Origin of the sequence: Methylomicrobium lacus LW14 (assembly GCF_000527095.1) — a bacterium.
GTDB classification, from domain to species: Bacteria; Pseudomonadota; Gammaproteobacteria; order Methylococcales; family Methylomonadaceae; genus Methylomicrobium; species Methylomicrobium lacus.
Map to the genome: position 1 here is coordinate 4,324,342 of NZ_AZUN01000001.1, position 22,776 is coordinate 4,347,117.

A 22,776-nucleotide genomic window follows, 5' to 3' on the forward strand; every position below is an offset into this window, starting at 1 on the left:
GCCTTACCCTGATCAATGGGTTGCAGGAGCGTTTTCAGCCTCGGCTAAAGACGCTCCTGCCAGGTTTGCGGTTTACTTCAACAATTCCAGCGCTTTTTCTGTCCCTTTCTGCTGCGCCTTCGCCGTTGACTTGTGCTTCAGCGACTTCGCCGTCTGCTTGGAGGATTTCGGCAGGGCTTTGACCTCGCCTTGCAGTTTTTTGACGGTTTCCGAGCCGCTCTTCACGGCTTCGGCGCCCTCTTTGACTTGCTCGGGCGTTGCTTGCTTCGCAGTTCCCTCGATCGCTTTCTGGGTCTGGTCTTTGGCCGCCTCAGGCGTATTTTGCACCGCATCCTTCACTTGTTTGGCGTCCTTCAAGGCTTGATCGGCTGTTTCGGCGCCTGCGACGACGCCCGGCGCGACCGCGGCCGCGGTGTTATTGGCCGCCTGTTTGGCTACGCCTTCCAGCAGGCTTTGCTCCGCCATGACGGCGCCGGAGGCGATCAATAATGAACTAATCAATAAAGCTTTCATAGAAGAACCTTTCACGAGAGTTGAGTGAGGTTACAGAGTACTGCGGCCAAGCTGAATTAATGATGAACGAATCCGCGCTGAAAACGACGCGTGAGTTCGTCTGAGAAACAGGTTAGAGGGAGGGTATCAGAAAGAGGCGAACGAGCCGCTATGCTGCTCGTTCGCCTGTCAAGCGGGGTGTTTACGCAGAAGACGTAAACGGGAATGGATTGGGATTTGCCAACGGAATAACGTTTTTAAGCGTTATTTTTAGCCAGGCCTTTATTCTGCGGTAATGCTATCGTCATCGCCATGATGATCGTGATCTTCGTGATGATGTGTTTTTGCGGAACGCACGACCTGTACACTCAAAGTGCCGAGGTTGATGGCAGCAAGGCTGTTGGCGTTGATGTTCGCGACCGTGCGGTTGTTGCTGTCCGGGCCGAGGATGCCGTCAGCCGCGCTGGCGCTCACGCTGGCTTCGACGGTAATCGTGTGATCGCCTTCGCCGACATCCGGGGCAATAAAGTTGAAGTGATTTGCCGAGGTGGTTTCCATGATTTTAGCGATATCCTGGTCAGTAAAGGCGCATTCGTTAGCCGCCTGAATGAAACCGTCGGCATCGGCATCGGCGCATTGCGTTGTGACTTCGCTGAAAAGAGCATCGTATTTTTGGCAGCTGGTATGGAAGCGCACCTTGCCCGGAGCAACCGGAATGCCGTCAATCTTGACCGTGACCTCGACACCGGCGCAAGCCTCCGGCAGACCTTTCTTTTTCGTTTTCGTGATCAAACTGCTTTCCAGGGAAACGCCGATCAGCAGGCTTTTTTTATCGCCGGGCACCTTCAGGGTAGTGCTCAGAATAGGGGCTGCAGCATCGCCCAAGCTGGTATCGAGCAACAGACTGGTATTCGAACTGGTGACACCGGAAAAGGTGGCGGCGCCGTCTGCGTGCAGCGATGCCGAGAATAAGGCGGATAAGGTTAATGCGCTATATGCGAATAGTTTCTTCATGAATTCGACCTCTGTTTTTATTGACGGGGCTTTGTCGGGTTTTGAGCCAGAGCAAAGGCTGACGGATCATAACAGAGCCGGAAAAATTAAAGATTTACCTGGGTCTCAATTCGCATAAGTTTTACTATGGTCAAGCATCACAGGGGGCGGAATTCGCGTTTTACGCGGATTTGGTTATAATCCCGGTCATTATGAACTTAGCAGGCAGAGGCGGGCGACGCGATGACTATATCCAACCAAAAGTTTAAACAGATGCAGTTGTATTTGGAGGCCCAGTTAGCCAGGGCGCTTGCCAGTCCTTATTATCAAAAGCTGTTGGCGATGCCGCCCTTGCAGCGCTGGGCCACGGTTGCCGGTTTGTTTCTGGCGTCGCAAGTGGTCATTTTCGGCGCCTTATACCTGATCTTCGGCAAAGTCGTCGTGATCGGTTTTCTGGCCAGCATTGTTGCCGGTCTCGCGACCGGGTTTGGCGCGCTGCCGGCGTTGTTTTTCCGGAACATTTCGAATAATCTGTTCAACAGCATGCTCGGCGCCGCGGCCGGCGTGATGCTGGCCGCGACTGCGTTTTCGCTGTTGGTGCCGGGCATCGGTTTCGGCAATGCGGTCTGGGCCGGCAAGGGCATCTATTTGGTCTCGTTCGGTATGTTGCTCGGCGCGCTGTTTCTGCACTATGCCGATCGCCAGTTGCCGCATGTGCATTTTGATGCGGTTTCCGATCTGCGCAAAACCTCGTTCAATAAAATCTGGCTGTTCATTGTCGCGATCACGATTCACAATTTTCCGGAAGGCATGTCGGTCGGCGTCAGTTTCGGCACCGGCGAGATGAAAACCGGCATCGTGTTGGCGATCGCGATCGCCCTGCAAAATATTCCCGAAGGTTTGGCGGTGGCGCTGCCCTTGGTCGGTCTGGGTTACAACAAATGGCGCGCGGTGGGGATTGCGGCCTTCACCGGCCTGGTCGAACCGGTCGGCGGCTTACTGGGCATCACGATGGTTACGGTATTCCAGCCGATTCTGCCGATCGCGATGGGGTTTGCGGCCGGCGCGATGCTGTTCGTGATCAGCGAGGAAATCATTCCCGAAACGCATGGCAACACCGGCGACCGTTCCCGCTATGCGACCTTTGCGTTGATGTTCGGATTCATCATCATGATGATCTTGGACAATATGCTGGGTTGATCCCTGCCGCAGCCTAATGAATCGGGCGGCTTAGGCCGCCTGATACGCTTTTCCTTTTCCTAACTCTAATCACCCCGTCTATACCCACCCATTGCATGGACAAAGCCGAACAATTACTGCAAAACCTGATCGCCTGGATAAACGGCGTCGCCGCCTGGATGCAGGCTCTGCCGATAGAACCACAGTTACAAGCGTTTTTAGACAAATTCTCGGCTTTGCTGGCAACCGGCAATTGGCGCGAAATCGCGGCCACCGCGGCGACCAGCTTCGCGTTGATCGTGACCGCCGAAATCGGCGACAAAAGCCAGTTGGTGTGCATGGCGCTGGCTTCCAAGCACAAACCGTTGCCGGTGCTGCTCGGCGCCAGCGCCGCGTTCGCGTTGCTGAATACGCTCGCGGTCGTGTTCGGCGCCGCGATTGCCAGTTGGCTGCCGGAGTACATCGTCGCGGCGACGGTCGCCTTGTTGTTCGGCGTTTTCGGCATTCATGCCCTGCGGGTGACCGATGACGATGACGAGGAGGTCAAGGAAAAAAGCGGGCACGGCATCTTCTTCACGACCTTTTTATTGATTACGGTCGCCGAGTTCGGCGATAAGACCCAACTCGCGGTCGTCGCATTAAGCAGCACGTCGATGCCCGTGGCGGTCTGGATCGGTTCGACCCTCGCGCTGGTTACGACCTCGGCGATCGGCGTACTGGCCGGACGCACGATCCTGCAGAGATTTCCGTTGGCCTTATTGCACCGCATCAGCGGCGTGATCTTCTTGATTCTGTCGGCCTTCGCGGCCTATCGGGCGTATAACGCTTATGAGGTTGTAAAAGGACAGCCCTTACCCATTTGGGAGATGATAAAGCAGAAGGTGCCGCACTATTTGCAATAAGGGATATCGCTTAAAGTCACTCATCCTGTCTCACGCTTGAACCCCGAATGAACCGCCGCCGTTTCCTGCAAAACCTTGCATTGTCGCCGGCCGCGCTTTACGGCTGCTCGGCGGCGTCGCGCGATTATTATGGTCAGCCTGAATTCGGCGAGATCTCGATCCTGCATCTGACCGATTGCCATGCGCAGCTGCTGCCGATGTATTACCGGGAGCCTGCGGTCAACCTCGGCGTCGGCGACAGTAAAAATGCGCCGCCGCACCTGAGCGGCGAGCAATTCCTGCGCCGTTTCGGCATTCGGCCAAACAGCCGCGAGGCCTATGCCTTTACGCATCTGGATTTTACCTCGTCGGCGCTGCGCTACGGCAAAATGGGCGGCTTTGCACCGCTGGCGACGCTGGTCAAAACGATCAGACATTTGCGCGGTCCCGACAAGACCCTGTTGCTCGACGGCGGCGACAGCTGGCAGGGCTCGGCGACCGCGTTATGGACGCGGGGGCAGGACATGGTCGATGCCTGCAACCGGTTGGGCGTCGATGCGATGACCGGGCATTGGGAATTTACCTACGGCAAGGAAAGGCTAAGCGAAAACCTGAGACGCTTCAAGGGCGCTTTTCTCGCGCAGAATGTCGCGCTGACCGATGAGGAAGCCTTCGCGGCCGAAAAGGATGACGCGGCCTTGTTCAAGCCTTATCTGATCAAAGAGGCCGGTAAAGCCCGCATCGCGGTGATCGGCCAGGCCTATCCCTATACCCCGATCGCGAATCCGCAGCGCTTCGTCAAGGGCTGGCAATTCGGCATCGAGGAGCGGCGCTTGCAGGCCCTGGTCGATAAGATACGGAAGATGGAGCAGGCCGACGTCGTGATCTTGCTGTCGCATAACGGCATGGATGTCGATCTGAAACTGGCGTCCAGAGTCACCGGCATCGATCTGATTTTGGGCGGCCATACCCATGATGCGATCCCGGAGCCGATTCCGGTCGCGAATGCGAAAGGCAGAACCTGGGTCACGAACGCCGGCAGTCACGGCAAGTTTCTGGGCGTGTTCGATTTGAAGATCGCGAAGGGCAGGCTGCAAGACCTGCGCTACCGCTTGCTGCCGGTCTTCGCGGACCTCTTGGAACCCGACCCCGAGATGCAGAGTCTGATCGACAATCTCAGGGCGCCGTATCTGAACGACTTGCAACGGCCTCTGGCCGAGGCCAACGAACTGTTATACCGCCGGGATAATTTTTACGGCACTTTCGACGGCCTGATTCTGGAGGCGCTGCGCGACGAATACGGCGCCGACATCGCGCTGTCGCCCGGTTTCCGCTGGGGCACGGTCGTGCTGCCGGGCCAGACGATTACGGTCGAAGACGTGATGAACCAGTCCGCGATCACTTATCCCGAAACCTATGCCGTCACGATGACAGGAGCGCAAGTGAAGAGCGTGCTGGAAGACGTGGCCGACAATCTGTTTAACCCGGACCCGTATTACCGGCAGGGCGGCGACATGGTCAGAACCGGCGGCATGCGTTTCGACTGCGATCCCTCGGCCGGATTCGGCAGGCGAATCAGCGCGATGCGGCTCCATAACGGGCAGCCGGTCGAAGCCGGAAAGCCATACAAGGTTTCCGGCTGGGCGACCGTCGCCGCTCCCGCATCCGGCAGGCCGATTTTCGAAATCGTCAGCGAGCACCTAAAAAACCGCCGGTCAGGATAGCCCGCTGCGGTCGATACGGGTATGATGGTCCTGTACTCCTTTCTGCCTATCCCATGTCCTTTGACCAAGCGCTTCGCAATGCTTTATGACTGACCGGGCCGAGTCCCTTCTCGCGCTGGAACCGATTGAACAACAGGGTCGGTTGTCCGGCGTCAAATTATCCGGTGAATGGAATTTGCGCAATCTGTCCGACGCGCCGGGATTGCGTCGGCAGCTCAGAAACTATGCGCGGAACCGCACGCTGCACTGGGATCTGGAAGCGATCGAGGTGCTCGACAGCGCGGCCGCGCTGATCCTTTGGGAAGCCTGGGGTCAGACCTTGCCGGCCGGGTTGGCGCTACGCCCCGAACACCAGCGTATGCTGGAGCGCTGGCAGGAACAGGAAATTCCCGATACCGCGCCGCCGCCCCGTCATATCGGCGTCATTCTGCTGTTTCTTTACCACGCCCTGATCGACTTTTTGGGGCAAACGGCTAACCTGGTCACCTTGCTGGGCCAGTTGCTGCTGGATGCGGGCTATTTGCTGCGCCATCCCGGCAGCGCGCCATGGTCCGAAATTTCAATCACGATCTATGAGTCGGGCGTCCGCGCGCTCGGCATTACCGCCTTGGTCGGTTTTTTGATCGGCATCGTGCTGAGCTATCTGTCTGCATTGCAATTGAAACTATTCGGCGCGGAAATCTACATCATCGATATCTTGGGTCTCAGCGTGATCCGTGAACTGGGACCCTTGCTCGCGGCGATCCTGGTCGCCGGACGCTCCGGCTCGGCGATGACCGCGCAAATCGGCATCATGCGGGTCACCGAGGAACTCGATGCACTTTCGGCGATGGGTATATCGCATTCATTGCGCCTGGTGTTGCCGAAAGTCGTGGCCCTGGCGATCGTGATGCCGCTGATTGGCGTCTGGACCAGCAGCGCGGCGCTGCTCGGCGGCATGTTTTCGGCACAAAACACGCTCGATATCAGTTATATGCAATTCTTTTTGAAACTGCCGGACGCGGTGCCGCTGTTGAATGTGTTCATCGGCCTGCTGAAAAGCGCGGTGTTCGGCCTCCTGATCGCGCTGGTTGCCTGTCATTTCGGTTTCAGGATCAAACCGAATACCGAAAGCCTTGGCAATGAAACGACCAACTCGGTCGTGGCCTCGATCACGATCGTGATCATGGTCGATGCGGTGTTCGCGATCATGTTCATGGGCGTCGGGATGCCGATATGAAGCATGATGCGATCCGGCTTGAGCATGTCTGGACCCGCTTCGGCGACAAGGTCGTGCATGCGGACATCAATCTGAGTCTCGCGCAGGGCGAAATTCTCGGCCTGGTCGGCGCCTCCGGCTGCGGCAAGACCACGTTGCTGCGCGAGATCATCGGCCTGACCACACCCAGCGAGGGCGAAATCTTCGTAATGGGGGAATCGCTGCATCAAATCGGCCAGCGCCTGCGCAACAATTGCGGGGTCTTGTTTCAGAAGGGGGCGCTGTTCAGCGTGCTCGATGTGTTCGAAAATATCGCCTTTCCGCTGCGTGAGCTCGGCTTCGACGACGAAGACATGATCAAGCGTCTGGTGTTGATGAAGCTGTCCCGCGTCGGGCTATCGGCGCAGGACGCCCGGTTGAAGCCGGCCGATTTGTCGGGCGGCATGACCAAGCGGGTCGCGCTCGCGCGCACGCTGATCCTCGAACCGAGTCTGCTTCTGCTCGATGAGCCGACTTCGGGCCTCGACCCGATTTCGAGCGAGGATTTCGTGAGTCTTTTATCCGAGTTGCATCGCGATCTGCAATTTACCGCCGTGATGGTGACCCACGACCTCGACATCCTGCGCGATCTCTGTACTCAGGTCGCGGTGTTGGCCGACAATCAGTTGGTCGCCTACGGAACGCTCGAATCGGTGTTAAACTGTCCGCATCCGTTTGTCGAGCGTTTCTTTCACAACAACCGCGCGCGGCGGGTCTTTCAAAATCTCGAGACGAGGCATGGGCAAAAATAAATACGCGCTGATCACCGGCGTCTTCTTGATTGCTTTGACGGCTGCCACGAGCGCGGTGGTTTATTGGATCGGCCATTTCGAGCGCGAGCGCGATATTTATTACGTCTCGACGCGCCAATCGGTGACCGGCCTGAATCCCGAATCGACCGTGTTTTACCGCGGCATCTCGGTCGGTAAAGTGCTCGACGTGCATTTCGATCCGAACGATTCCGGCACGATCCTGGTGCCGATCGAGGTCGACAAGGAGATCGAGCTGAGCAAGGGCGTGTACGCAAACTTGCAGCTCAAAGGCGTCACCGGCCTGACCCAAATCAACCTCGAAGACCCGGAGCATCCCGGCATGCGTCTGCCGCCCGGCGACGATCCGGCCAACAGGATACCGCTGATGCCGTCCATGGCCGATAAACTGATGCATACCGGCGAGGATATCATGAATAAAGCCGAGCATATCATGGCGCGTCTGAGCGAGTTTTTGAGTGATGAAAATCAAAAAAACGTCGGCGACATCCTGAGCAACCTGAAAAGCCTGTCGGATAAACTGAATCAGTTGCAACTTAGCCTCGACAAGGCGCTGTCCGAGGTGCCGAGGCTCGGCAACCGGGCCGAAAAAACGCTCGACAACATCGATGTGTTGACCAAAGATTTACAGGCGCTGAGCAGGGATGTCAAGACACTGGGCCAAAAAGCCGAAAAACTGGCCAAAACCGGCCAGGAGGCGAGCGACCAGGTCATGCAAACCACCTTGCCGAAAGTCAACGAGCTGTTGAGCGAGCTGCAAGCGACCACGCAGGAAGTGAATAAGATCGCGAACCTGCTCGAAAGCAATCCGCAGTCGCTGATCTTCGGTCCCGCGCGGCAGGCGCCTGCTCCCGGCGAACCCGGCTATAAGGAACACCCATGACAAAGCTCTGGATAATTTGCGCTGTAAGCGTGTCGATTCTCGGCTGTACCGAAGCGGTGCAGGCGCCGGCGCTGCACGATTTTGGCGTCGGCAACGCGTTGCCGGCCAGTGGTCTGCAACAATCGGCTTCGGCCGAAATCAAGGTTAGCGCACCGAGATGGCTGAGCGATAACCGTATCCGTTACCGCCTGCTTTACGACCAGCCGACCCGCGTGCGTTTTTACAACCTCGATCAGTGGATTGCGCCGCCGCCGGAACTGCTTAAGCTGCATTTCGCGGCAGGACGCCTTGATCCGAATTATTCCCTGGTGATCCAGTTGCTGAATTTCGAACAGCAATTCGAAACCCCCGGCAGCGCCTCGGTGCTGCTGCGTTTTTCGGCGGATGCGTTTGCGGTCGGCGGTAAAGACAAGCTGGGCGCTCAGGAATTTGTTATACGCAGCGGAAAAGTCGGTCCCGATGCGCAAGGCGCGGTCAGAGGCTTTGCGGAATCGGCGGGGCAGGCGAGTCAACAGGTTCAGGCTTGGCTCCGAAGTCTGGCGAAACCGTGATATGCTAAACAAGGAAAAGGGAGAAAAAAATACTCCCAGCGCCTAATGGCGCTGGGAGATAAACGTTCCGGAATAGGGGGTATTCCGAATTTTCACACTTCGAGGAGGTGTATGAAAAAGGGCTTAGAGGATATGCCGTGCTGAAGCCATCAGCGGTTGAAGCGGCCGCTCTTTTTAGAGAGACTTATCGGCAAACTTGGCATAAAGTTTGCTAAAAACTATGGTCTTAGTATATTAGTTTTTTATAAATTAACAAGGCGGGGAAAAGTTAATTAATTGTTTCCTATTTATTGATAATAAATAAAATCTGTACGTTTCGTGCTATCCGTTATTTACAAATCTTTTAATCGATAAGGATCTCTGATGCACCCTAAATTGCTCGCCTCGATTTTTGCCGGCGCCTTGAGTTTTTCTGCAACGGCCGCCGATAACTATACCGTCGATCCACGCCATACTTTTCCGAGCTTTGAAATCGATCATCTCGGCTTTTCGATCCAGCGCGGCCGCTTTAACCAGACCGAAGGCAAGATCACGCTTGCGCCCGCATCGGCATCCGGCTCGATCGACATCGCGATCGATGCGGCCTCGATCAGCACCGGGCTCGCCGATCTGGAAAAACATCTGCGCGGTGAGGATTTTCTCGATGTCGCTCGCTTCCCGAAAATCCTCTTCAAATCTAAACAGCTGACTTTCGACAAGGAGAAACTGGTCGGCGCGGATGGCGATCTGACGCTGCACGGGGTGACTCAACCGGTGCATTTGACCGTCGACCGCTTTCACTGCGGTGTCAATCTGATTTCGATGAAAAATGTTTGCGGCGCGAATGCGACCACAACGATCAAGCGCTCCGACTTCGGCGTCGATAAATATGCGCCGGCGCTGGCCGATGAGGTGAAGGTAAGCATTCAAATCGAGGCGATCAAGGATTGAGAATTCCGGGTCTGTGTCAGGCCAGGCGTTGAGGGGGAGGCCGCTGGGCAATAAAAAACCCGCTAGGCCTTGCGGCCTAGCGGGTTTTGTACTTTTATTTGGAGCGGGAAACGAGATTCGAACTCGCGACCCCAACCTTGGCAAGGTTGTGCTCTACCACTGAGCTATTCCCGCAACGAGAGAGGGCGGTTGCGACCGGAACCGAGCCGGTATCGCGGCATAACGATCTTGCTATGCACTAAAAACCCGCGAGTTCCGCGGCTTTTCGTATTGTTTGGAGCGGGAAACGAGATTCGAACTCGCGACCCCAACCTTGGCAAGGTTGTGCTCTACCACTGAGCTATTCCCGCAACGAGAGTGGAGGCTGCGACCGGAATCGAACCGGTATATACGGCTTTGCAGGCCGCTGCATAACCATTTTGCTACGCAGCCTTGATCAACTTAAATAAAAAAGCCGCGAGTTTCGCGGCTTTTTTTGTATTATTTGGAGCGGGAAACGAGATTCGAACTCGCGACCCCAACCTTGGCAAGGTTGTGCTCTACCACTGAGCTATTCCCGCGCTAGAAATTATTTGCACATTATATAGGATTTATCGATTGTGTCAAACAATTTTTCGCGACAGCGTTATATTTTTATTGGAGGTCGATCGCCAAGACCCAGCCGGTCTTGCCGTTGCACTCGCCGCCTTCGACCGAAACTTCGGCGAAGCTATTGGCTGTCTCGAAAGCGTCCTGTAAGCGCAAGACTTTGACGGAGGTGCCTTGTGGGAAGTGTTGGCAGGTGCCGGTACGATCCGCTTCTTCGGTGTCATCGTAAGCGGCCAGGGCGCCGGGAGCCGGAACGAGGCGGATCGTGGAGGCAGGATCGTAGCTGTTCGGTGATTTTAAGGCATAGGTTTGACCGGCTACGAGAGCTTTCTTGGCATATTGTTGAACGGCCGGACGATTTTCCCCGCCGCTGAACATCGCAATCAGAATCAGCAGGGCAACGCCGCCGACAGCGCCGTAAAAGACTTTGGGTTTGGTTTCTTTTAAGTTCAACGCGGCTGAGGTCAGATTGCCAATCAGGTTTTTTGCGGACTCTACCGATTTGTTTGCGTTATCTTCGTTACTCATTTCTCATCCTCACGATGTTGATATTTATTATTGTAGTTGCATTGGAATTCTGACCACTCTCTCCTCGGCCGCCCGTTCACTTCGGGCGGGTCAGGTTTGTGCCTGAGTCAAAATTCACTGCACGCGGAGTGTAGCGGGCTTGGTTGATTCTGCCGCAACCTTGTTTCCTACTTTTTTTTCTATTGCTCACTCGACCGCACAAGTTACCACGATGAAAAAACTTTTCAAGTGATTTGTGTTTGACTGCCGGATTTTACAAGCAGGCTAGATGAAGTCATAGCCTTTTTTTGCGCTTGAGAGTTTGGTGCTTTCCATAATTTTGACACATTGAAATTGCCAGTAGCCCAGGCCGATATTTTTGCGGTTGTGCAAGCTAACGGGGTAATCTTCGTTCTTCCACAGGATGCGGGCCACATCGCCGTTTTTCAGCATGAAGTTGTCGGTGATCAGATAGCTTTTATCGCCGTCTGTTTCCGCGGAGGCGTAAAGCAGCGCTTTGAGCGGTTCTTCCTTCTTGGATGCGTCTAGCAGGTTGTAGGTGACCGGGTAGCATTGCGAAGTCAAAGATTCAACGCCGAAGACGAGGTTGTTGGTCTGTTTTTCGATCAGAAGCTGATTGACGATGCCGAGCGTGCGGGTGTTATCCGGGTTATCTGCTTTTCTGAGGCTGACCAGGCGGCCGATGGTTAATAGGCCGCTCTGTTCGAAGCGGCCGGTCAACAGGCTTTCGGAAGCGGTGTGGGCCAAGAGTTCCGCATTGCTCTCGGCAAGGGGGATCTGATCGTTCAGCAGTTCGTAAGTCGGGATCAGTCCCAGGGTCATATGGCGGTCCAGACGATCGCCGAATAATACGGTGCTTTCCAGTTCAAAGCCGGACCAGCGGTGGAAAAGGTACTCCAGCAGATCGAATGTCGGCGTGCGCTCGTTATAGGCGATCAGTACCGAGCTGAAGCGGCCTTCGCCGGTATTGGCGAGTCTTGCCTTGTGTTCGAGCAGTTTGAAGATTTTGGTCAAATCCAGATACAACGCGGCCGAATCCGGCCGGCCTGCGTCTTCTTTCAAAAAATAGGGTGCACGGTCTTCGTCGGTCAGAATCACGCATTGCACCGCTTGTCCTGATACCGGGGTGTTTTTGATCTGGATCGAATCGCAGATCGTTTTGATGAATTGGTGAATCAGCAAAACTTCTTTTTGCATCAGGCCGCTCGGGGCCGCCAGGCTGAGCAGCAGGATTTGCTTGTAACAGTCTTCGGGGCTGTTTTTTTCCGAGGGATTGGACGGGTCGACGACCAGCTTGGCCGTGTCTTTTTTGAGCGAGACGCCGAGTTTATAGAGCGAATGCAGATCGATCCAGATCCAGTCCGGGATCGGCATGCGCATCAGGTAATGGCTTATCACGATGCTGCTGAGCCCGTCTATACAGCGATGCAGGGCCAAAGGCAGTTGTTTGCCCTGAAACCAGCCGAAATTCTTTTGCGACAGCTCTTTCAGCACGATCCAATAGCTTAGCGTCAATTCCTTTTCGATAGAGACGAGCACATTGAAGATTTTTTGCTCGTTTTCTTCTTTCGGGAAGCCGGTTTTGGTCAGCCGGCTGCGCAGATTTTCTTCGATCGCGAGTAGGCTGGGGCGCAATTGCTCGAGAGCCGTCATGCGGAGTTCGGCCGCAACCGCTAAAGTATTGAACTCTATAATCAAATCGTGCAGCAGTCGCGTCGCCAGACCCGGATTCGCGGCCGGTATCTCGTCGATCCACTGTTGCAGGGGCTTGGTTTCGAACTCTTTAATGCGCTGCGGATTGTCTTCCTGTTTGGGAATAACAAGGTAAAAAGAGTTTTTCACGTAGTCACCGAAGGGATGAGGTCTCGTTAGAAGTTGCTGATCGAATGAGGGGTTTGGCAAGCGTTCAGACGCAAAACACCACTCGGGAAATGATTAACCTCCGCCTTTTTTGGTCATCATTCCTTTGGATGGATTATAGCCAATAATTGCGGCGCTAATGAAAACAATGAAGGCGGCCAGCGTAAAAAGCAGCGCTTCCTGGTTATATTGGCCGTAGAGAGCAAAGCGGGTCAATTCGACGGCTTGCGAAAAAGGATTGTATTTTGCCAGATTGTACAGCAGCAGGCTTGATTCTTTCAGCTTCCATAAAGGATAGAGCGCGGTCGAGAGGAAAAACATCGGGAAGATCACAAAATTCATCACGCCGGCAAAGTTTTCGAGCTGCTTGATGAACGAGGATAACAAGAGTCCCAAGGCGCCGAGCATCAGGCCGGACAGGATCAGTGCCGGGATGATATAAAGATAACCCTGCCAGGGCGCGTGAATCTTATAAGCCCAAGCGATCGCGAGAAATACATAGACCTGCAGGATCGACACGAAGGTGCCGGCCAACAGTTTCGATAACAGCAAAAACCAGCGCGGCAAGGGGCTAACCAGCAGACTGCGCATGCTGCCCATTTCGCGGTCATAAACCATCGACAGCGAGCTCTGCATGCCGTTGAACAGCTGGATCATGCCGATCAGCCCTGGGGTAATGTAGACTTCGTAAAGAATGTAGGTCTGGTAGGGCGGGTTGATCGCGAGTCCTAAGGCGGCCCTAAAGCCTGCGGCAAAGACGAACAGCCAGATCAACGGCCTGACCAGCGCGGAGATGAATCGCTCGCGCTGGGTCACGAAGCGCCGGAGTTCGCGGCCGGTGATGCCCCACATCGCGCGCCAGAAATGCAGAATGTTCATCGGGGTTCAATCTCCCTGAGTCAGTTTGAAAAAAGCGTCCTTGATCTGCGGCGCGCCGGTCGTTTGCAGCACGGCATCGACGCTGCCGGTGGCCCTGATTTTGCCCTTGTGCAACACGATCAGGCGGTCGTCAGGATAAATTTCGTCGATCAGGTGGCTGGCCCAGAGCACCGCGATGTTGCCGGTATTCGCGAGGCGGTGCACATAATCGACGATCGAGGTGCGGCTCGGTACGTCGAGGCCGACGGTCGGCTCGTCGAGCAGCAGCAGCGACGGTTTGTGCAGCAAGGCCCTGGCGATTTCGACGCGGCGGCGGTGGCCGCCGTTCAGCTGGCGGACTTTTTCGAAGCGGCGCTCGACCATGCCGAGGCGTTCGAGTTCTTCCAGGATGCGTGCATCGGCGACCTTGCCGCTGATGCCGTGCAGCGCAGCATGGTAGCGGAGGTTTTGCTGCACAGTCAGGTCCAGATCCAGCGTCGTCTGTTGAAAGACGATGCCGAGGGTGGCGAGCGCCTTGCAGGTCTCTTGCTTGATGTCATGGCCGCCCAGTTCGATGCGGCCGCTCGGCGTGTCATACAGGCGGGTCATCAGCGAAAACAGCGTGCTTTTGCCGGCGCCGTTCGGGCCGAGCAGCATCGTGCAATGGCCCGGATTGATCTCGAAGCTGACACCATCGAGTGCTTTTTTCGCGCCGTAGGAAAAATTTACATCGGTGATGGATAAAGCGGGGCTCGTGTTCATGGCTTGACCGCGATGCCCCAGGGATAGGTGCCGACGCCGACCGATTGGGTCACGGTCTGGCTTGAGAGATCGATGATCGAAATGTCGTTGCTGACGCCGTTGGTCGTATAAAGCCGCTGTTGATTGGGCGAGAAGGCCAGATTCCAGACGCGCGAGCCGACCAGCAGCGTATTTTCGACGGTCAGTTTTTGCGCGTCGATCACCGCGACCCGGTTCGCGGGGCCCAGGGCGACATAGCCGCGTTTTCTGTCCTTGTCGATCACGACGCCCACCGGCTGGATCTTGTCGGCGGTCACGCCCTGGACTTCAAGCTTGATGTTCTTGACGATCTGCTGCGTTTTCGCATCGATGATGGTCAAGGTGCCGGCCATTTCGGAGGTGACCCACAACTGCTGGCTGTCGGCCGTGAAGGCGACCGCGCGCGGGCGCGGGTCGACCAAGGTATGGTTGACCGCTGCATTCGTCTTCGCATCGATCCAGTGCACCATGTTGGTCGTTTCGGAGGCGCTGATCACCCACTTTTTGTCCGGGCTGGTCGTGATGCCTTCCGGTTCGACGCCGACCTTGATTTGTTTGACCGCTTTCTGTTTCGCAAGGTCGATCACGGTGACCATGCTGTCGTCCTCATTCGAGACATAGAGCATCGTGCCGTCCGGATTCAGCGCGAAGGTCTCGGGGTCTTCGCCGGATGGCAGTTTGCCGGTCACCTTCAGCGTTTCCGCGTCGAGAATCTTGATCGTGTCGTCGTCGCTGGTCGCGACATAGATCGACTTGAAATCAGGGCTCAGCGCGATGCCGCGCGGGCGCTGGCCGACCGGCACGGTCTTGACCAGTTTGCCTGCGATAGGATCGACGATGGCCAGTGCATTGTCTTTTTCGAGCGTCACGTACAGCGTTTCGGCGCTGGCGTCGAGCGCGGCGGCGGACACCGCGATGAAGGCGGAAAGCAGCGATTTATTGATCATTTGTGCAAGGGGCAGGTGGTTTCGGGTTGATCGTAGCCGAGGGTGTCGAGTTCGGTTTTCGGGTGCAGGAAGCCTTCGATCGGTGCGACGGCGACCAAGGAGCGCGGCGCAGCCAGCAATACCGGCTGCCGCAATTGGCCGTCCCAGGGGCGGAACGACAGCGGCGTGCCTTTGTAGCCTTGCAGCGCGAAGGCCGGGCTCAGCATGTAGTCCCTGACCGGCTTCAATTCGCCCGATTGCGCGCGCGTCGCCGCCTCGCCGACCGCTCTGGCCGCCAAATAGCCGCCGTAGTCGATCTCTTCCATCCAGCGGCCGTATTTTTCCTGGAAACGGTTCTGCAATTGCACCGCACCCCATTGCTCGTGCGTCCGGTGCCAGGACGTCGCGGTCAAGCCCTGGGTGCCGGCAACCGGGCGGGGCAGCCAGGTGCGGTAGTCCAGGTATTCGCCGAATTCGCCGCGTTCGTCCGCCACGACCAGCACATCGTATTCGTCCGCCTGCGTCATGACCGGCACATCGGCTTGCGCGGTGCGGCGCGCATCGGACGAGTGCTCCCAGGCTTTTTCGCTGACGATTTCGAGCCCGAAGCGCTTGGCCGCGCGCTTGACCGCATCGCCATACAGCCGGTCTTCGTCATGATTGCCTTGCAGCAGGAATAGTTTGGTCCAGCGTTTTTTGAGCAGGTACTGCGCCAGCGCATCGGCGCGCATCGCCCGGTTCGGCAACAGATGCAGCACGTTCGCGCGGCAATCGGGGTTGCGGAGGGTGTCGTCCTGCGTGGCGATGTCCAGCAATAAGGTGTCTTTCGCTTCCGGCAGGTCGGCCAGTTTATTCAACTGGGCAGACGGCAGATTCACTATGACGAAGTGGTATTTGCCGCCGATGTTTTGCTTGAACGTCGCGAGTGGATCGCCTTGCAGGGGCGCGGTAAAGGCCTTCAAGGCGAATTGCTGGCCGGTAAACTGTCCGGTCGTATTGTTGTCCTCGATTGCGAGCTCGGCGCCGGGCAGTCCCTTGTCCTTGATGAAAGGGTCCAGATTCGACAGCGGCGGCGGAGCCTCTTGTTCCTGCGTCAGATAGGCGATCGGCACCGGAGTCGGCTTGGCTTTGGCGAATGCCGGCCCGGTCAGGGTCAATGGCGCGAGCCATAGGAGATGGAGCGTTTTCCTGAGTGGGAGCTTGAAAAATCCTGTCATGTCCTAGCGATGAAAATGGCGTGGGATTCAATTTTAACGGATTTGGCGAATTTTATTTAGCGGATGTTATGCATTGTCCACGAAATACACGAAAGACACGAAAAATTTCATCGCACAATCCGGTTCAACCGTTGCTTTCGGTTGATAATTCCTTGTCATGGATTCTTGATAAACCGACTCGATAAAACCGCAACCTATTTCCCGGTACATCTCAAAAACATCACCTTATATTTTATAACCCGCTGTTTTGCGCCCAATTTTCCCCTCCATTTTTTCGTGCCTTTCGGATCTTTCGTGGAGAATAATCGTGCGTAACCTCATTAAGCGCATGGCCGAATGCCGAATTTGATATTTGCTTGAAAAAGTTCGATACTTAGGGTTCCAAATCATTCTCCTGGTCGAGTTCTGTTATGTCCCAATATGCTGATAATGAGGATTTTGCCGCTCTAATCGAAGAAGACCTAATAGTCAATCAGCGCCGGACCGTGCGTTATATTCGCAAGGACATCGCGGCCTCGGTGCGCAGGGTGCATGGATTCGCGAGGATCGGTCTGGCCTGGTTTGGGAGGGAGATTCCGGTCGAGTTGATGGACATCAGCAGCCGGGGTTGTTTGATCGTCAGCGCCGAAAAATTGGCTGTCGGGGCAACAGTGTTCGTGCGGTTGAGATTCGACACCGGTAAAGGCTTCGAAATCAAAGGGAGCGTCATCAGGAAAACGGAAGACCGGGAATACGGCATAAAATTTGTCGAATACAATGACGAACTCGGCGACTGCATGTTGCAGACGCAACGCGAGTTACTGATTAAATAAAGCGAACAGGGTTTGACGCCGAATGTCTGATTTTCAATTAAGCGGTATTTATATTTACCCGGTCAAGTCTCTGGCCGGCATACGGGTCGACCGCTGGCAGGTGGCGCCGACCGGCTTGCGGTATGACAGGCAATGGATGCTCGTCGATGCCGACGGCCTGTTTCTGAGTCAGCGCAAACTGCCGCGCATGGCGCTGATCAAAACCGCTTTGACCGGGAGTGAACTGCTGCTGTCCGCGCCGGGCATGGAGCCTCTGGGTTTGTCGTTGCTGCCTGCCGAGGGCGAATGGATGGATGTGACCGTCTGGCACGACCTATGCCGGGCACGCGCCGTTTCCAACGCGGCCGACCTTTGGTTTAGCCGGTTTTTAGGACAAAATTGCCGGCTGGTCTATCTGCCGGATCAATCGATTCGGCCGGTCGATCCGAATTATGGATCAAGTACGGATCATACCGCTTTTTCGGATGGCTTTCCGTTTTTGCTCGTTTCGGAAAATTCGTTGGCTGTTTTAAATCAGGAAATGGGCTTGAACCTGGCGATGGAACGCTTTCGGCCGAATCTGGTGATCTCAGGTTGCGCAGGCTACGAGGAAGATAGCTGGCGCGAAATACGGATCGGCGCGATCGATTTCCGCCTGCCGAAGCCCTGTTCGCGCTGCGCGGTACCGACGATAGACCCTGCAACCGCGGAAACCGGCAAGGAGCCCTTGATCACGCTGAACCGGACCCGCAAATGGCAGAACAAGGTGTATTTCGGTCAGAATGCGCTGCACGATAACTGCGGCGAATTGGCGATCGGCGATAAGGTGCAGATCAAAACGACCGGGCCGAACCAGCCGCCATTGTGAAGTTTATCGGGTTCCAGCGCGCCGCGTGGGAACCCGAACCATTTTTACGCCGCAATAAACTGTTTCAAAATCTCCCCCGCATCGGCCATGCCCTTATGCAGATGCTGCTCGATCTCCGCCATCGTGATCTCGCCTTCGGTCTTGCCGGCCGCCCAGTTCGCGACCACCGCCAGCGCGGCATAGTCGATGCCGAGTTCCCGGGCCAGCGCCGCTTCCGGCATGCCGGTCATGCCGACCAGGTCGCAGCCGTCCCGCTCCATGCGGCGGATTTCGGCGGTCGATTCGAGACGCGGGCCTTGGGTGCAGCCGTAGGTGCCCAGGGGCGAAACCTGGATATTCGCCTTCGCGGCCGCCTTGATCAGTCCGGTGCGCAGAGCTTGGCTGTACGGGTAAGTGAAATCGATATGGGTGACCGGATCGTCCTGATCCTCGAAAAAGGTATGCTTGCGGTCGTAGGTGTAATCGATGATCTGATCCGGAATTGCGATATGCGCCGGCCCCATCTCGGAGGTAATGCCGCCGACCGCCGCGACCGCGATGATCTGTTCGACGCCGAGCTGTTGGAGTCCGTAGAGGTTCGCGCGGTAATTGATTTTATGCGGCGGGATCGAATGCGGGTTGCCGTGCCGGGCCAGAAAGATCACTTCGCGGCCGTAGAGGTCGCCGGTCAGGAATTCGGCCGAGGGCCGGCCGTAAGGCGTGGCCACGGTGTCGCGCTTGACGATGGTAAGACCTGCAAGCTGCGTCAGGCCCGTGCCGCCGATGATCGCGAGTCTGCTCATGCGTCGCCTTCCTTGCAGGCATAGATGCCGGCCGCGTTGCGCAAATAGCCCTTGTAGTCCATGCCGTAGCCGAACAGATAGCGGTTTTCGGTCTCGACGCCGACGAAATCGGCCCGGATCGGCTTCGCCCGGTCGAGCCTTTTATCGACCAGCACCGCGCTATAGACCGCCTCCGCGCCTTGTTCGAGGCAATGATCGACGATCGCTTTCAAGGTGATGCCTTCATCGAGAATATCGTCGACGACCAGCACGGTTCTGCCGTGCAGCGGTGTTGCGGGTTTCAAGGTCCATTCGAGCGTGCTGCCCATGATCTTGTTCTGATAGCGGCTGGCGTTGACCGCGTCGATCGTCAGCGGCATGGTCAGCCGGGTCAAAAGACGCCCGGCCGCGACGATGCCGCCGTTCAACACGCAAAGAAACACCGGATTGGTGCCGGCCAGTTTCTGGTTGATTTGCTCGGCCATTTGGTCGAGCGCCGCTTCGACTTCCTGTTCGCCGAATAATAAATCGGCCGTTTCTTGTACCTGTTGGATTTCGTTTAACATGAATGAAAAGTGTGGTTGATCTGATCGGAAATTTGCCGCCATTGTACCGAATTCAGCAGCTGTTCGCGGTTAAATTGCGGTTTGCCGCGCATCGCGGCGAGGCGGCTTTGGCGCTTCGGGTCGGGTTTGATCGGCAGCGCTTCCAGCGCCTGTTCGGCGGCTTCCGGATTATTGCAGACCAGCACCATGTCGCAGCCGGCGGCGAGTGCCATCTTGGCGCGCTCGGGGTAATCGCCGGCCCAGGAAGCGCCGGCCATGCTCAAATCGTCGCTGAACACCGCGCCGTTGAACTGCAATTCTCTGCGCAAAATCTCTCGAATCCAGAACGGCGAAAAGCCGGCCGGCTTGTCGTCGGCGGCGGAAAAAATCACGTGCGCCGGCATCACGCCTTCGAGCCCTTCGGCGATCAGCCGTTTGAAAGGCAGCAAATCCCTGGCTTTGATGCTGTCAAGATCGCGATCGTCGACCGGCAAGGCCAGATGCGAGTCGGGCGCGACCGCGCCGTGCCCCGGAAAATGTTTGCCGGTCGCGGCCATGCCGGCCGCGTGCATGCCTTTTTGGAAGGCCGAGGCCAGTGCCGCGGCGAGGCCGGGATCGGTCGAAAACGAGCGGTTGCCGATCACCTGGCTGATGCCGCAATCGACGTCGAGGACCGGCGCGAAGCTGAAATCGACGCCGACCGCGAGCAGTTCGCTCGCCATCAGCCAGCCGGCGGCTTCGGCCAGTTCCGGTCTTTCCGCATAACGCGCAGCCGGCGGCAGGCGCGTGAAGCCGGTTTGAAAGCGCTGCACGCGGCCGCCTTCCTGGTCGACCGCGATCAGGATGTCGCCGCCGCGCGCCTTCCGAATGGCGGCGACCAAGGCCTCGACCTGTTCGGGGCTGGCGTAATTGCGCGCGAACAGGATCACCGCGCCGGTATTCGGGTGGCGGATCTTGTCGATTTCATGCGCGGCCAGGGTAAGCCCCTCGACATCGAGCATGACCGGGCCGAGGGATGGGGTCGTCGTCATGGTCTGGATTGATTATATAGTCGTAGGGTGCGCATTGCGCACCTGAATTAAACGTTCCGATGAGTTGGGCTTCAAAAGATAAATGAAGCTTATATGACTTGATTCATCTTGAACAGCGTATAAAAATTCCGCGTCGAGATTTGGGCAATCTCTTCAAACGAGGTGTTGCGCAATTCGGCGATCTGCTCGGCGACATACCGCACATAGGTCGGGTAATTCGGCTTGCCGCGGAACGGCACCGGCGCCAGGTAGGGCGAGTCGGTTTCGATCAGGAAGCGGTCGGCGGGCACTTTTTTCGCGACTTCCTTGATGTCCTGCGCGCTGTTGAAAGTCACGATGCCGGAGAACGAGATATAAAAGTTCAGGTCGAGCGCTTGCTCGGCGAATTCCCAGTTTTCGGTGAAACAATGAATGATGCCGCCGCAGGTTTCGGCGCCTTCTTCCCGCAGGATGCGCAGCGTGTCCTCGCGCGCTTCGCGGGTATGGACGATCAGCGGCTTGTTCAAGGCTTTCGCGGCGCGGATATGGGTCCTAAAACGGTCGTGCTGCCTGGTAAGATCGCCGCTGCTGCGGAAATTATCCAGCCCGGTTTCGCCGATGCCGATCACCTTCGGATGACTGCCCAGTTCGAGCAACTGCTCCAGCGTAGGCTCGAAGCCGTCATGCGCATTCGGATGCACGCCGACTGTGGCCGAGAGCTGCGGGTGGTCCTTGACCAGATCGAGCATCGCAGGATACGCATCCATGTCGATCGAGATGCAGAGCATATGCTCGATGCGATGGTTTTCCGCATCTTTCAGAAAGCAGGAAAAATCGTTTTGGTAAGGGCCGAGGTCGATGCGGTCGAGATGGCAATGCGAGTCGATAAGCATGGGGCTTGGGGTAAATATCTAGCGGGAAAGAAAAAGCGCAGAGGTTCGGAAACGGGGAGGGCCGTCGCGGCATGGCTCCCGGTCTACAAAATACCGGCAAATGCTGCCGGTATCGGATGATATTTTACGCGATTGGGCGCGCGCCGTGTGTAAAAGTTGGTTTGCGTGTCTTACATCGTGTGCGTCGGTTTGTCCGATTCGAGCGCGCCGGCCAGATAGGTTTCGATCTTATTCCGCGCCTGGCCGCCGTCCTGATCGCTGAATTGCACGCCGATGCCCGAGGCGCGGTAAACGCCGCCGGGCGGGTTTTTCCATATGATCTTGCCGGCGATCGGCAGCCGTTCGGTTTCTTCCATCAGGCTCAGCAAAATAAACACTTCCTGTCCCATTTCGTAAGGCCTCGTGGTCGGGATGAACAGGCCGCCGTTGGTCACGAAGGGCATATAAGCCATGTACAGCGCGCTTTTTTCCTTGATCGATAATGACAGAATGCCTTGCCGTGGAGTGGAGTCCGACATGATGATTAGCTCCGGTTGAGTTCAGACCAGTGAATTAAAATTTCTTCCAACATCATCTGTTTATTGATTTGGCTATCGAGCCGTTCGCGCGCAGCCAACAATAAATCGTACAACTGATAAAGGTCTCTCAAGTTTAGCCGGCCGGACAGTTCTTGCAAGGGAGCGCGGAGAGAGGAATCCTGCAACAGATTGCCGTCCGGGCGAAATTTGCATTTGATCAGGTCGATCAGCCAGGAGGTCAGCCAGGCGAGCAGCGAGGGGAGCGGCAGTTTCTGCCAGTCTTCCGCCACCGCGATGGGGCTTGCGCGGTGTTTGGCGATGTCGAGCCAGGCCTTGAAGCAGTCGCTTCGGGTGGTCAAGGCGTGTTCCTTCGCATAGTGCAGGGCGGCGAACGGCGCATTTTGGGCCAGCGTCGCCAAGGCTTCCGCATCGGCGATCGCCTGCGCCTTCAGCCAGGCCACGAGGGTTGCGCGGTCGGGCGGCGTGACGGCCAGGCGCTGGCAGCGGCTGGCGATCGTGATAGGCAATTTGGCGGGTTTTGCGCTGATCAACAGGATCACAGTGCGTTCGGTCGGCTCTTCGAGGCATTTCAAAAATGCATTCGCGGCCGGCCGGTTCAATTGATCGGCCGGGTCGATGATCACGACGCGATAGGCGTCGTATTGCGGTTTGAGCTGCGTATCGACGATCAGTTCGCGAATCCGGTTGATGCCGATCGCTTTGCCGGGTTCGTCCGGGGCGACCGTGAACAGGTCCGGGTGGTTGCCGGCCGCAAACAGCTTGCAGCCGTGGCACTGGCCGCAGGCTTCGCCGTCGGCATTCGGCGCCTGGCAGAGTAGGGCGGCGGCGAAGCGTTCGGCCAGTTCGCGCTTGCCGAGGCCTTTGTTGCCGGTGATCAGCAGCGCCTGCGGGATGCGCTGTTGGCGGATATAGCCGCAAAGCTGGCGCCATTGGGCTTGCTGCCAGGGCAGTAACGGTTTCATCGCTGCAAGG

The 22,776-nt window shown here is 56.7% G+C and carries 24 protein-coding genes and 4 tRNA genes; 10 read left to right on the forward strand and 18 right to left on the reverse strand.

What is annotated here, in order from left to right:
* Positions 1-72 precede the first annotated feature (72 nt).
* Both METLA_RS0120075 and METLA_RS0120080 read right to left on the reverse strand, forming a co-directional pair.
* Positions 73-513 carry a hypothetical protein gene (locus METLA_RS0120075; protein ID WP_024300269.1) on the reverse strand — a complete coding sequence of 147 codons (441 nt, stop codon included), beginning with the start codon at positions 511-513 and terminating at the stop codon, positions 73-75.
* A gap of 261 nt (positions 514-774) precedes the next feature.
* On the reverse strand, positions 775-1,506 hold the full coding sequence (locus METLA_RS0120080; RefSeq protein WP_024300270.1) for a hypothetical protein: 732 nt from the start codon (positions 1,504-1,506) through the stop codon (positions 775-777).
* 222 nt (positions 1,507-1,728) lie between these two features.
* On the opposite strand from METLA_RS0120080, the gene METLA_RS0120085 reads away from it, so the two are divergent.
* The 8 genes from METLA_RS0120085 to METLA_RS0120120 all read left to right on the forward strand — a co-directional run bounded on the left by METLA_RS0120085 (position 1,729) and on the right by METLA_RS0120120 (position 9,640).
* Positions 1,729-2,685, forward strand: coding sequence for a ZIP family metal transporter (locus tag METLA_RS0120085; protein WP_024300271.1), 957 nt, complete (start codon positions 1,729-1,731; stop codon positions 2,683-2,685).
* Positions 2,686-2,780: 95 nt separating this feature from the next.
* Positions 2,781-3,566, forward strand: coding sequence for a TMEM165/GDT1 family protein (locus METLA_RS0120090; protein ID WP_024300272.1), 786 nt, complete (start codon positions 2,781-2,783; stop codon positions 3,564-3,566).
* 47 nt (positions 3,567-3,613) lie between these two features.
* Positions 3,614-5,269: a thiosulfohydrolase SoxB gene (gene soxB, locus METLA_RS0120095; protein WP_024300273.1), complete on the forward strand. Its 1,656-nt coding sequence runs from the start codon at positions 3,614-3,616 to the stop codon at positions 5,267-5,269.
* A gap of 85 nt (positions 5,270-5,354) precedes the next feature.
* Positions 5,355-6,488 carry an MlaE family ABC transporter permease gene (locus tag METLA_RS0120100; RefSeq protein ID WP_024300274.1) on the forward strand — a complete coding sequence of 378 codons (1,134 nt, stop codon included), beginning with the start codon at positions 5,355-5,357 and terminating at the stop codon, positions 6,486-6,488.
* Entirely contained in the window at positions 6,485-7,258 is a 774-nt protein-coding gene (locus METLA_RS0120105; protein ID WP_024300275.1) for an ABC transporter ATP-binding protein, read from the forward strand. The genes METLA_RS0120100 and METLA_RS0120105 overlap by 4 nt, the downstream gene beginning before the upstream one ends.
* Positions 7,245-8,159 (forward strand): MlaD family protein, encoded by a 915-nt coding sequence (locus METLA_RS0120110; RefSeq protein WP_024300276.1) that lies wholly within the window; start codon positions 7,245-7,247, stop codon positions 8,157-8,159. The genes METLA_RS0120105 and METLA_RS0120110 overlap by 14 nt, the downstream gene beginning before the upstream one ends.
* Positions 8,156-8,710 carry an ABC-type transport auxiliary lipoprotein family protein gene (locus METLA_RS0120115; RefSeq protein ID WP_024300277.1) on the forward strand — a complete coding sequence of 185 codons (555 nt, stop codon included), beginning with the start codon at positions 8,156-8,158 and terminating at the stop codon, positions 8,708-8,710. The genes METLA_RS0120110 and METLA_RS0120115 overlap by 4 nt, the downstream gene beginning before the upstream one ends.
* 363 nt (positions 8,711-9,073) lie before the next feature.
* Complete coding sequence (locus METLA_RS0120120) at positions 9,074-9,640, forward strand: YceI family protein (protein ID WP_024300278.1); 567 nt, start codon at positions 9,074-9,076, stop codon at positions 9,638-9,640.
* Positions 9,641-9,739: 99 nt separating this feature from the next.
* Here METLA_RS0120120 and METLA_RS0120125 read toward each other — a convergent pair.
* The 10 genes from METLA_RS0120125 to METLA_RS0120170 form a co-directional block, all read right to left on the reverse strand.
* A tRNA-Gly gene (locus tag METLA_RS0120125) sits at positions 9,740-9,814 on the reverse strand.
* Positions 9,815-9,915: 101 nt separating this feature from the next.
* Positions 9,916-9,990 (reverse strand) — tRNA-Gly (locus tag METLA_RS0120130).
* 8 nt (positions 9,991-9,998) lie between these two features.
* Positions 9,999-10,072: transfer RNA gene (locus METLA_RS0120135), tRNA-Cys, on the reverse strand.
* 53 nt (positions 10,073-10,125) lie between these two features.
* Positions 10,126-10,200, reverse strand: a tRNA-Gly gene (locus METLA_RS0120140).
* 73 nt (positions 10,201-10,273) lie between these two features.
* Positions 10,274-10,756 (reverse strand): hypothetical protein, encoded by a 483-nt coding sequence (locus METLA_RS0120145; RefSeq protein ID WP_024300279.1) that lies wholly within the window; start codon positions 10,754-10,756, stop codon positions 10,274-10,276.
* Between the two features lie 264 nt (positions 10,757-11,020).
* Positions 11,021-12,598 carry a hypothetical protein gene (locus METLA_RS0120150; protein WP_024300280.1) on the reverse strand — a complete coding sequence of 526 codons (1,578 nt, stop codon included), beginning with the start codon at positions 12,596-12,598 and terminating at the stop codon, positions 11,021-11,023.
* Between the two features lie 93 nt (positions 12,599-12,691).
* Positions 12,692-13,495, reverse strand: a complete 804-nt coding sequence (locus tag METLA_RS0120155; RefSeq protein ID WP_024300281.1) for an ABC transporter permease — start codon at positions 13,493-13,495, stop codon at positions 12,692-12,694.
* Between the two features lie 6 nt (positions 13,496-13,501).
* Positions 13,502-14,236, reverse strand: coding sequence for an ABC transporter ATP-binding protein (locus METLA_RS0120160; RefSeq protein WP_024300282.1), 735 nt, complete (start codon positions 14,234-14,236; stop codon positions 13,502-13,504).
* Complete coding sequence (locus METLA_RS0120165; protein WP_029646862.1) at positions 14,233-15,201, reverse strand: PQQ-dependent catabolism-associated beta-propeller protein; 969 nt, start codon at positions 15,199-15,201, stop codon at positions 14,233-14,235. The genes METLA_RS0120160 and METLA_RS0120165 overlap by 4 nt, the downstream gene beginning before the upstream one ends.
* Entirely contained in the window at positions 15,198-16,397 is a 1,200-nt protein-coding gene (locus METLA_RS0120170; protein WP_024300284.1) for an ABC transporter substrate-binding protein, read from the reverse strand. Before METLA_RS0120170 ends, METLA_RS0120165 begins: the two co-directional genes overlap by 4 nt.
* A 410-nt stretch (positions 16,398-16,807) precedes the next feature.
* Between METLA_RS0120170 and METLA_RS0120175 the strand changes: the two genes are divergently transcribed.
* Together METLA_RS0120175 and METLA_RS0120180 are read left to right on the forward strand one after the other, a co-directional pair.
* Positions 16,808-17,209 (forward strand): PilZ domain-containing protein, encoded by a 402-nt coding sequence (locus METLA_RS0120175; protein WP_024300285.1) that lies wholly within the window; start codon positions 16,808-16,810, stop codon positions 17,207-17,209.
* Positions 17,210-17,231: 22 nt separating this feature from the next.
* Positions 17,232-18,056 carry an MOSC domain-containing protein gene (locus METLA_RS0120180; RefSeq protein ID WP_024300286.1) on the forward strand — a complete coding sequence of 275 codons (825 nt, stop codon included), beginning with the start codon at positions 17,232-17,234 and terminating at the stop codon, positions 18,054-18,056.
* Between the two features lie 44 nt (positions 18,057-18,100).
* Here the strand turns inward: METLA_RS0120180 and METLA_RS0120185 are convergent, their stop codons facing one another.
* The 6 genes from METLA_RS0120185 to METLA_RS0120210 all read right to left on the reverse strand — a co-directional run bounded on the left by METLA_RS0120185 (position 18,101) and on the right by METLA_RS0120210 (position 22,766).
* Positions 18,101-18,838 carry an S-methyl-5'-thioinosine phosphorylase gene (locus METLA_RS0120185; protein WP_024300287.1) on the reverse strand — a complete coding sequence of 246 codons (738 nt, stop codon included), beginning with the start codon at positions 18,836-18,838 and terminating at the stop codon, positions 18,101-18,103.
* Entirely contained in the window at positions 18,835-19,383 is a 549-nt protein-coding gene (locus tag METLA_RS0120190; RefSeq protein WP_024300288.1) for a hypoxanthine-guanine phosphoribosyltransferase, read from the reverse strand. The genes METLA_RS0120185 and METLA_RS0120190 overlap by 4 nt, the downstream gene beginning before the upstream one ends.
* A complete protein-coding gene (nagZ, locus tag METLA_RS0120195) occupies positions 19,377-20,393 on the reverse strand; it encodes a beta-N-acetylhexosaminidase (RefSeq protein ID WP_024300289.1) in 1,017 nt (338 codons plus the stop codon). The genes METLA_RS0120190 and nagZ overlap by 7 nt, the downstream gene beginning before the upstream one ends.
* Positions 20,394-20,482: 89 nt before the next feature.
* Entirely contained in the window at positions 20,483-21,265 is a 783-nt protein-coding gene (locus tag METLA_RS0120200) for a TatD family hydrolase (RefSeq protein ID WP_024300290.1), read from the reverse strand.
* A gap of 170 nt (positions 21,266-21,435) precedes the next feature.
* On the reverse strand, positions 21,436-21,783 hold the full coding sequence (locus METLA_RS0120205; protein WP_024300291.1) for a PilZ domain-containing protein: 348 nt from the start codon (positions 21,781-21,783) through the stop codon (positions 21,436-21,438).
* A 5-nt stretch (positions 21,784-21,788) separates the two neighbouring features.
* Positions 21,789-22,766 carry a DNA polymerase III subunit delta' gene (locus tag METLA_RS0120210; protein ID WP_024300292.1) on the reverse strand — a complete coding sequence of 326 codons (978 nt, stop codon included), beginning with the start codon at positions 22,764-22,766 and terminating at the stop codon, positions 21,789-21,791.
* Positions 22,767-22,776: the final 10 nt, after the last annotated feature.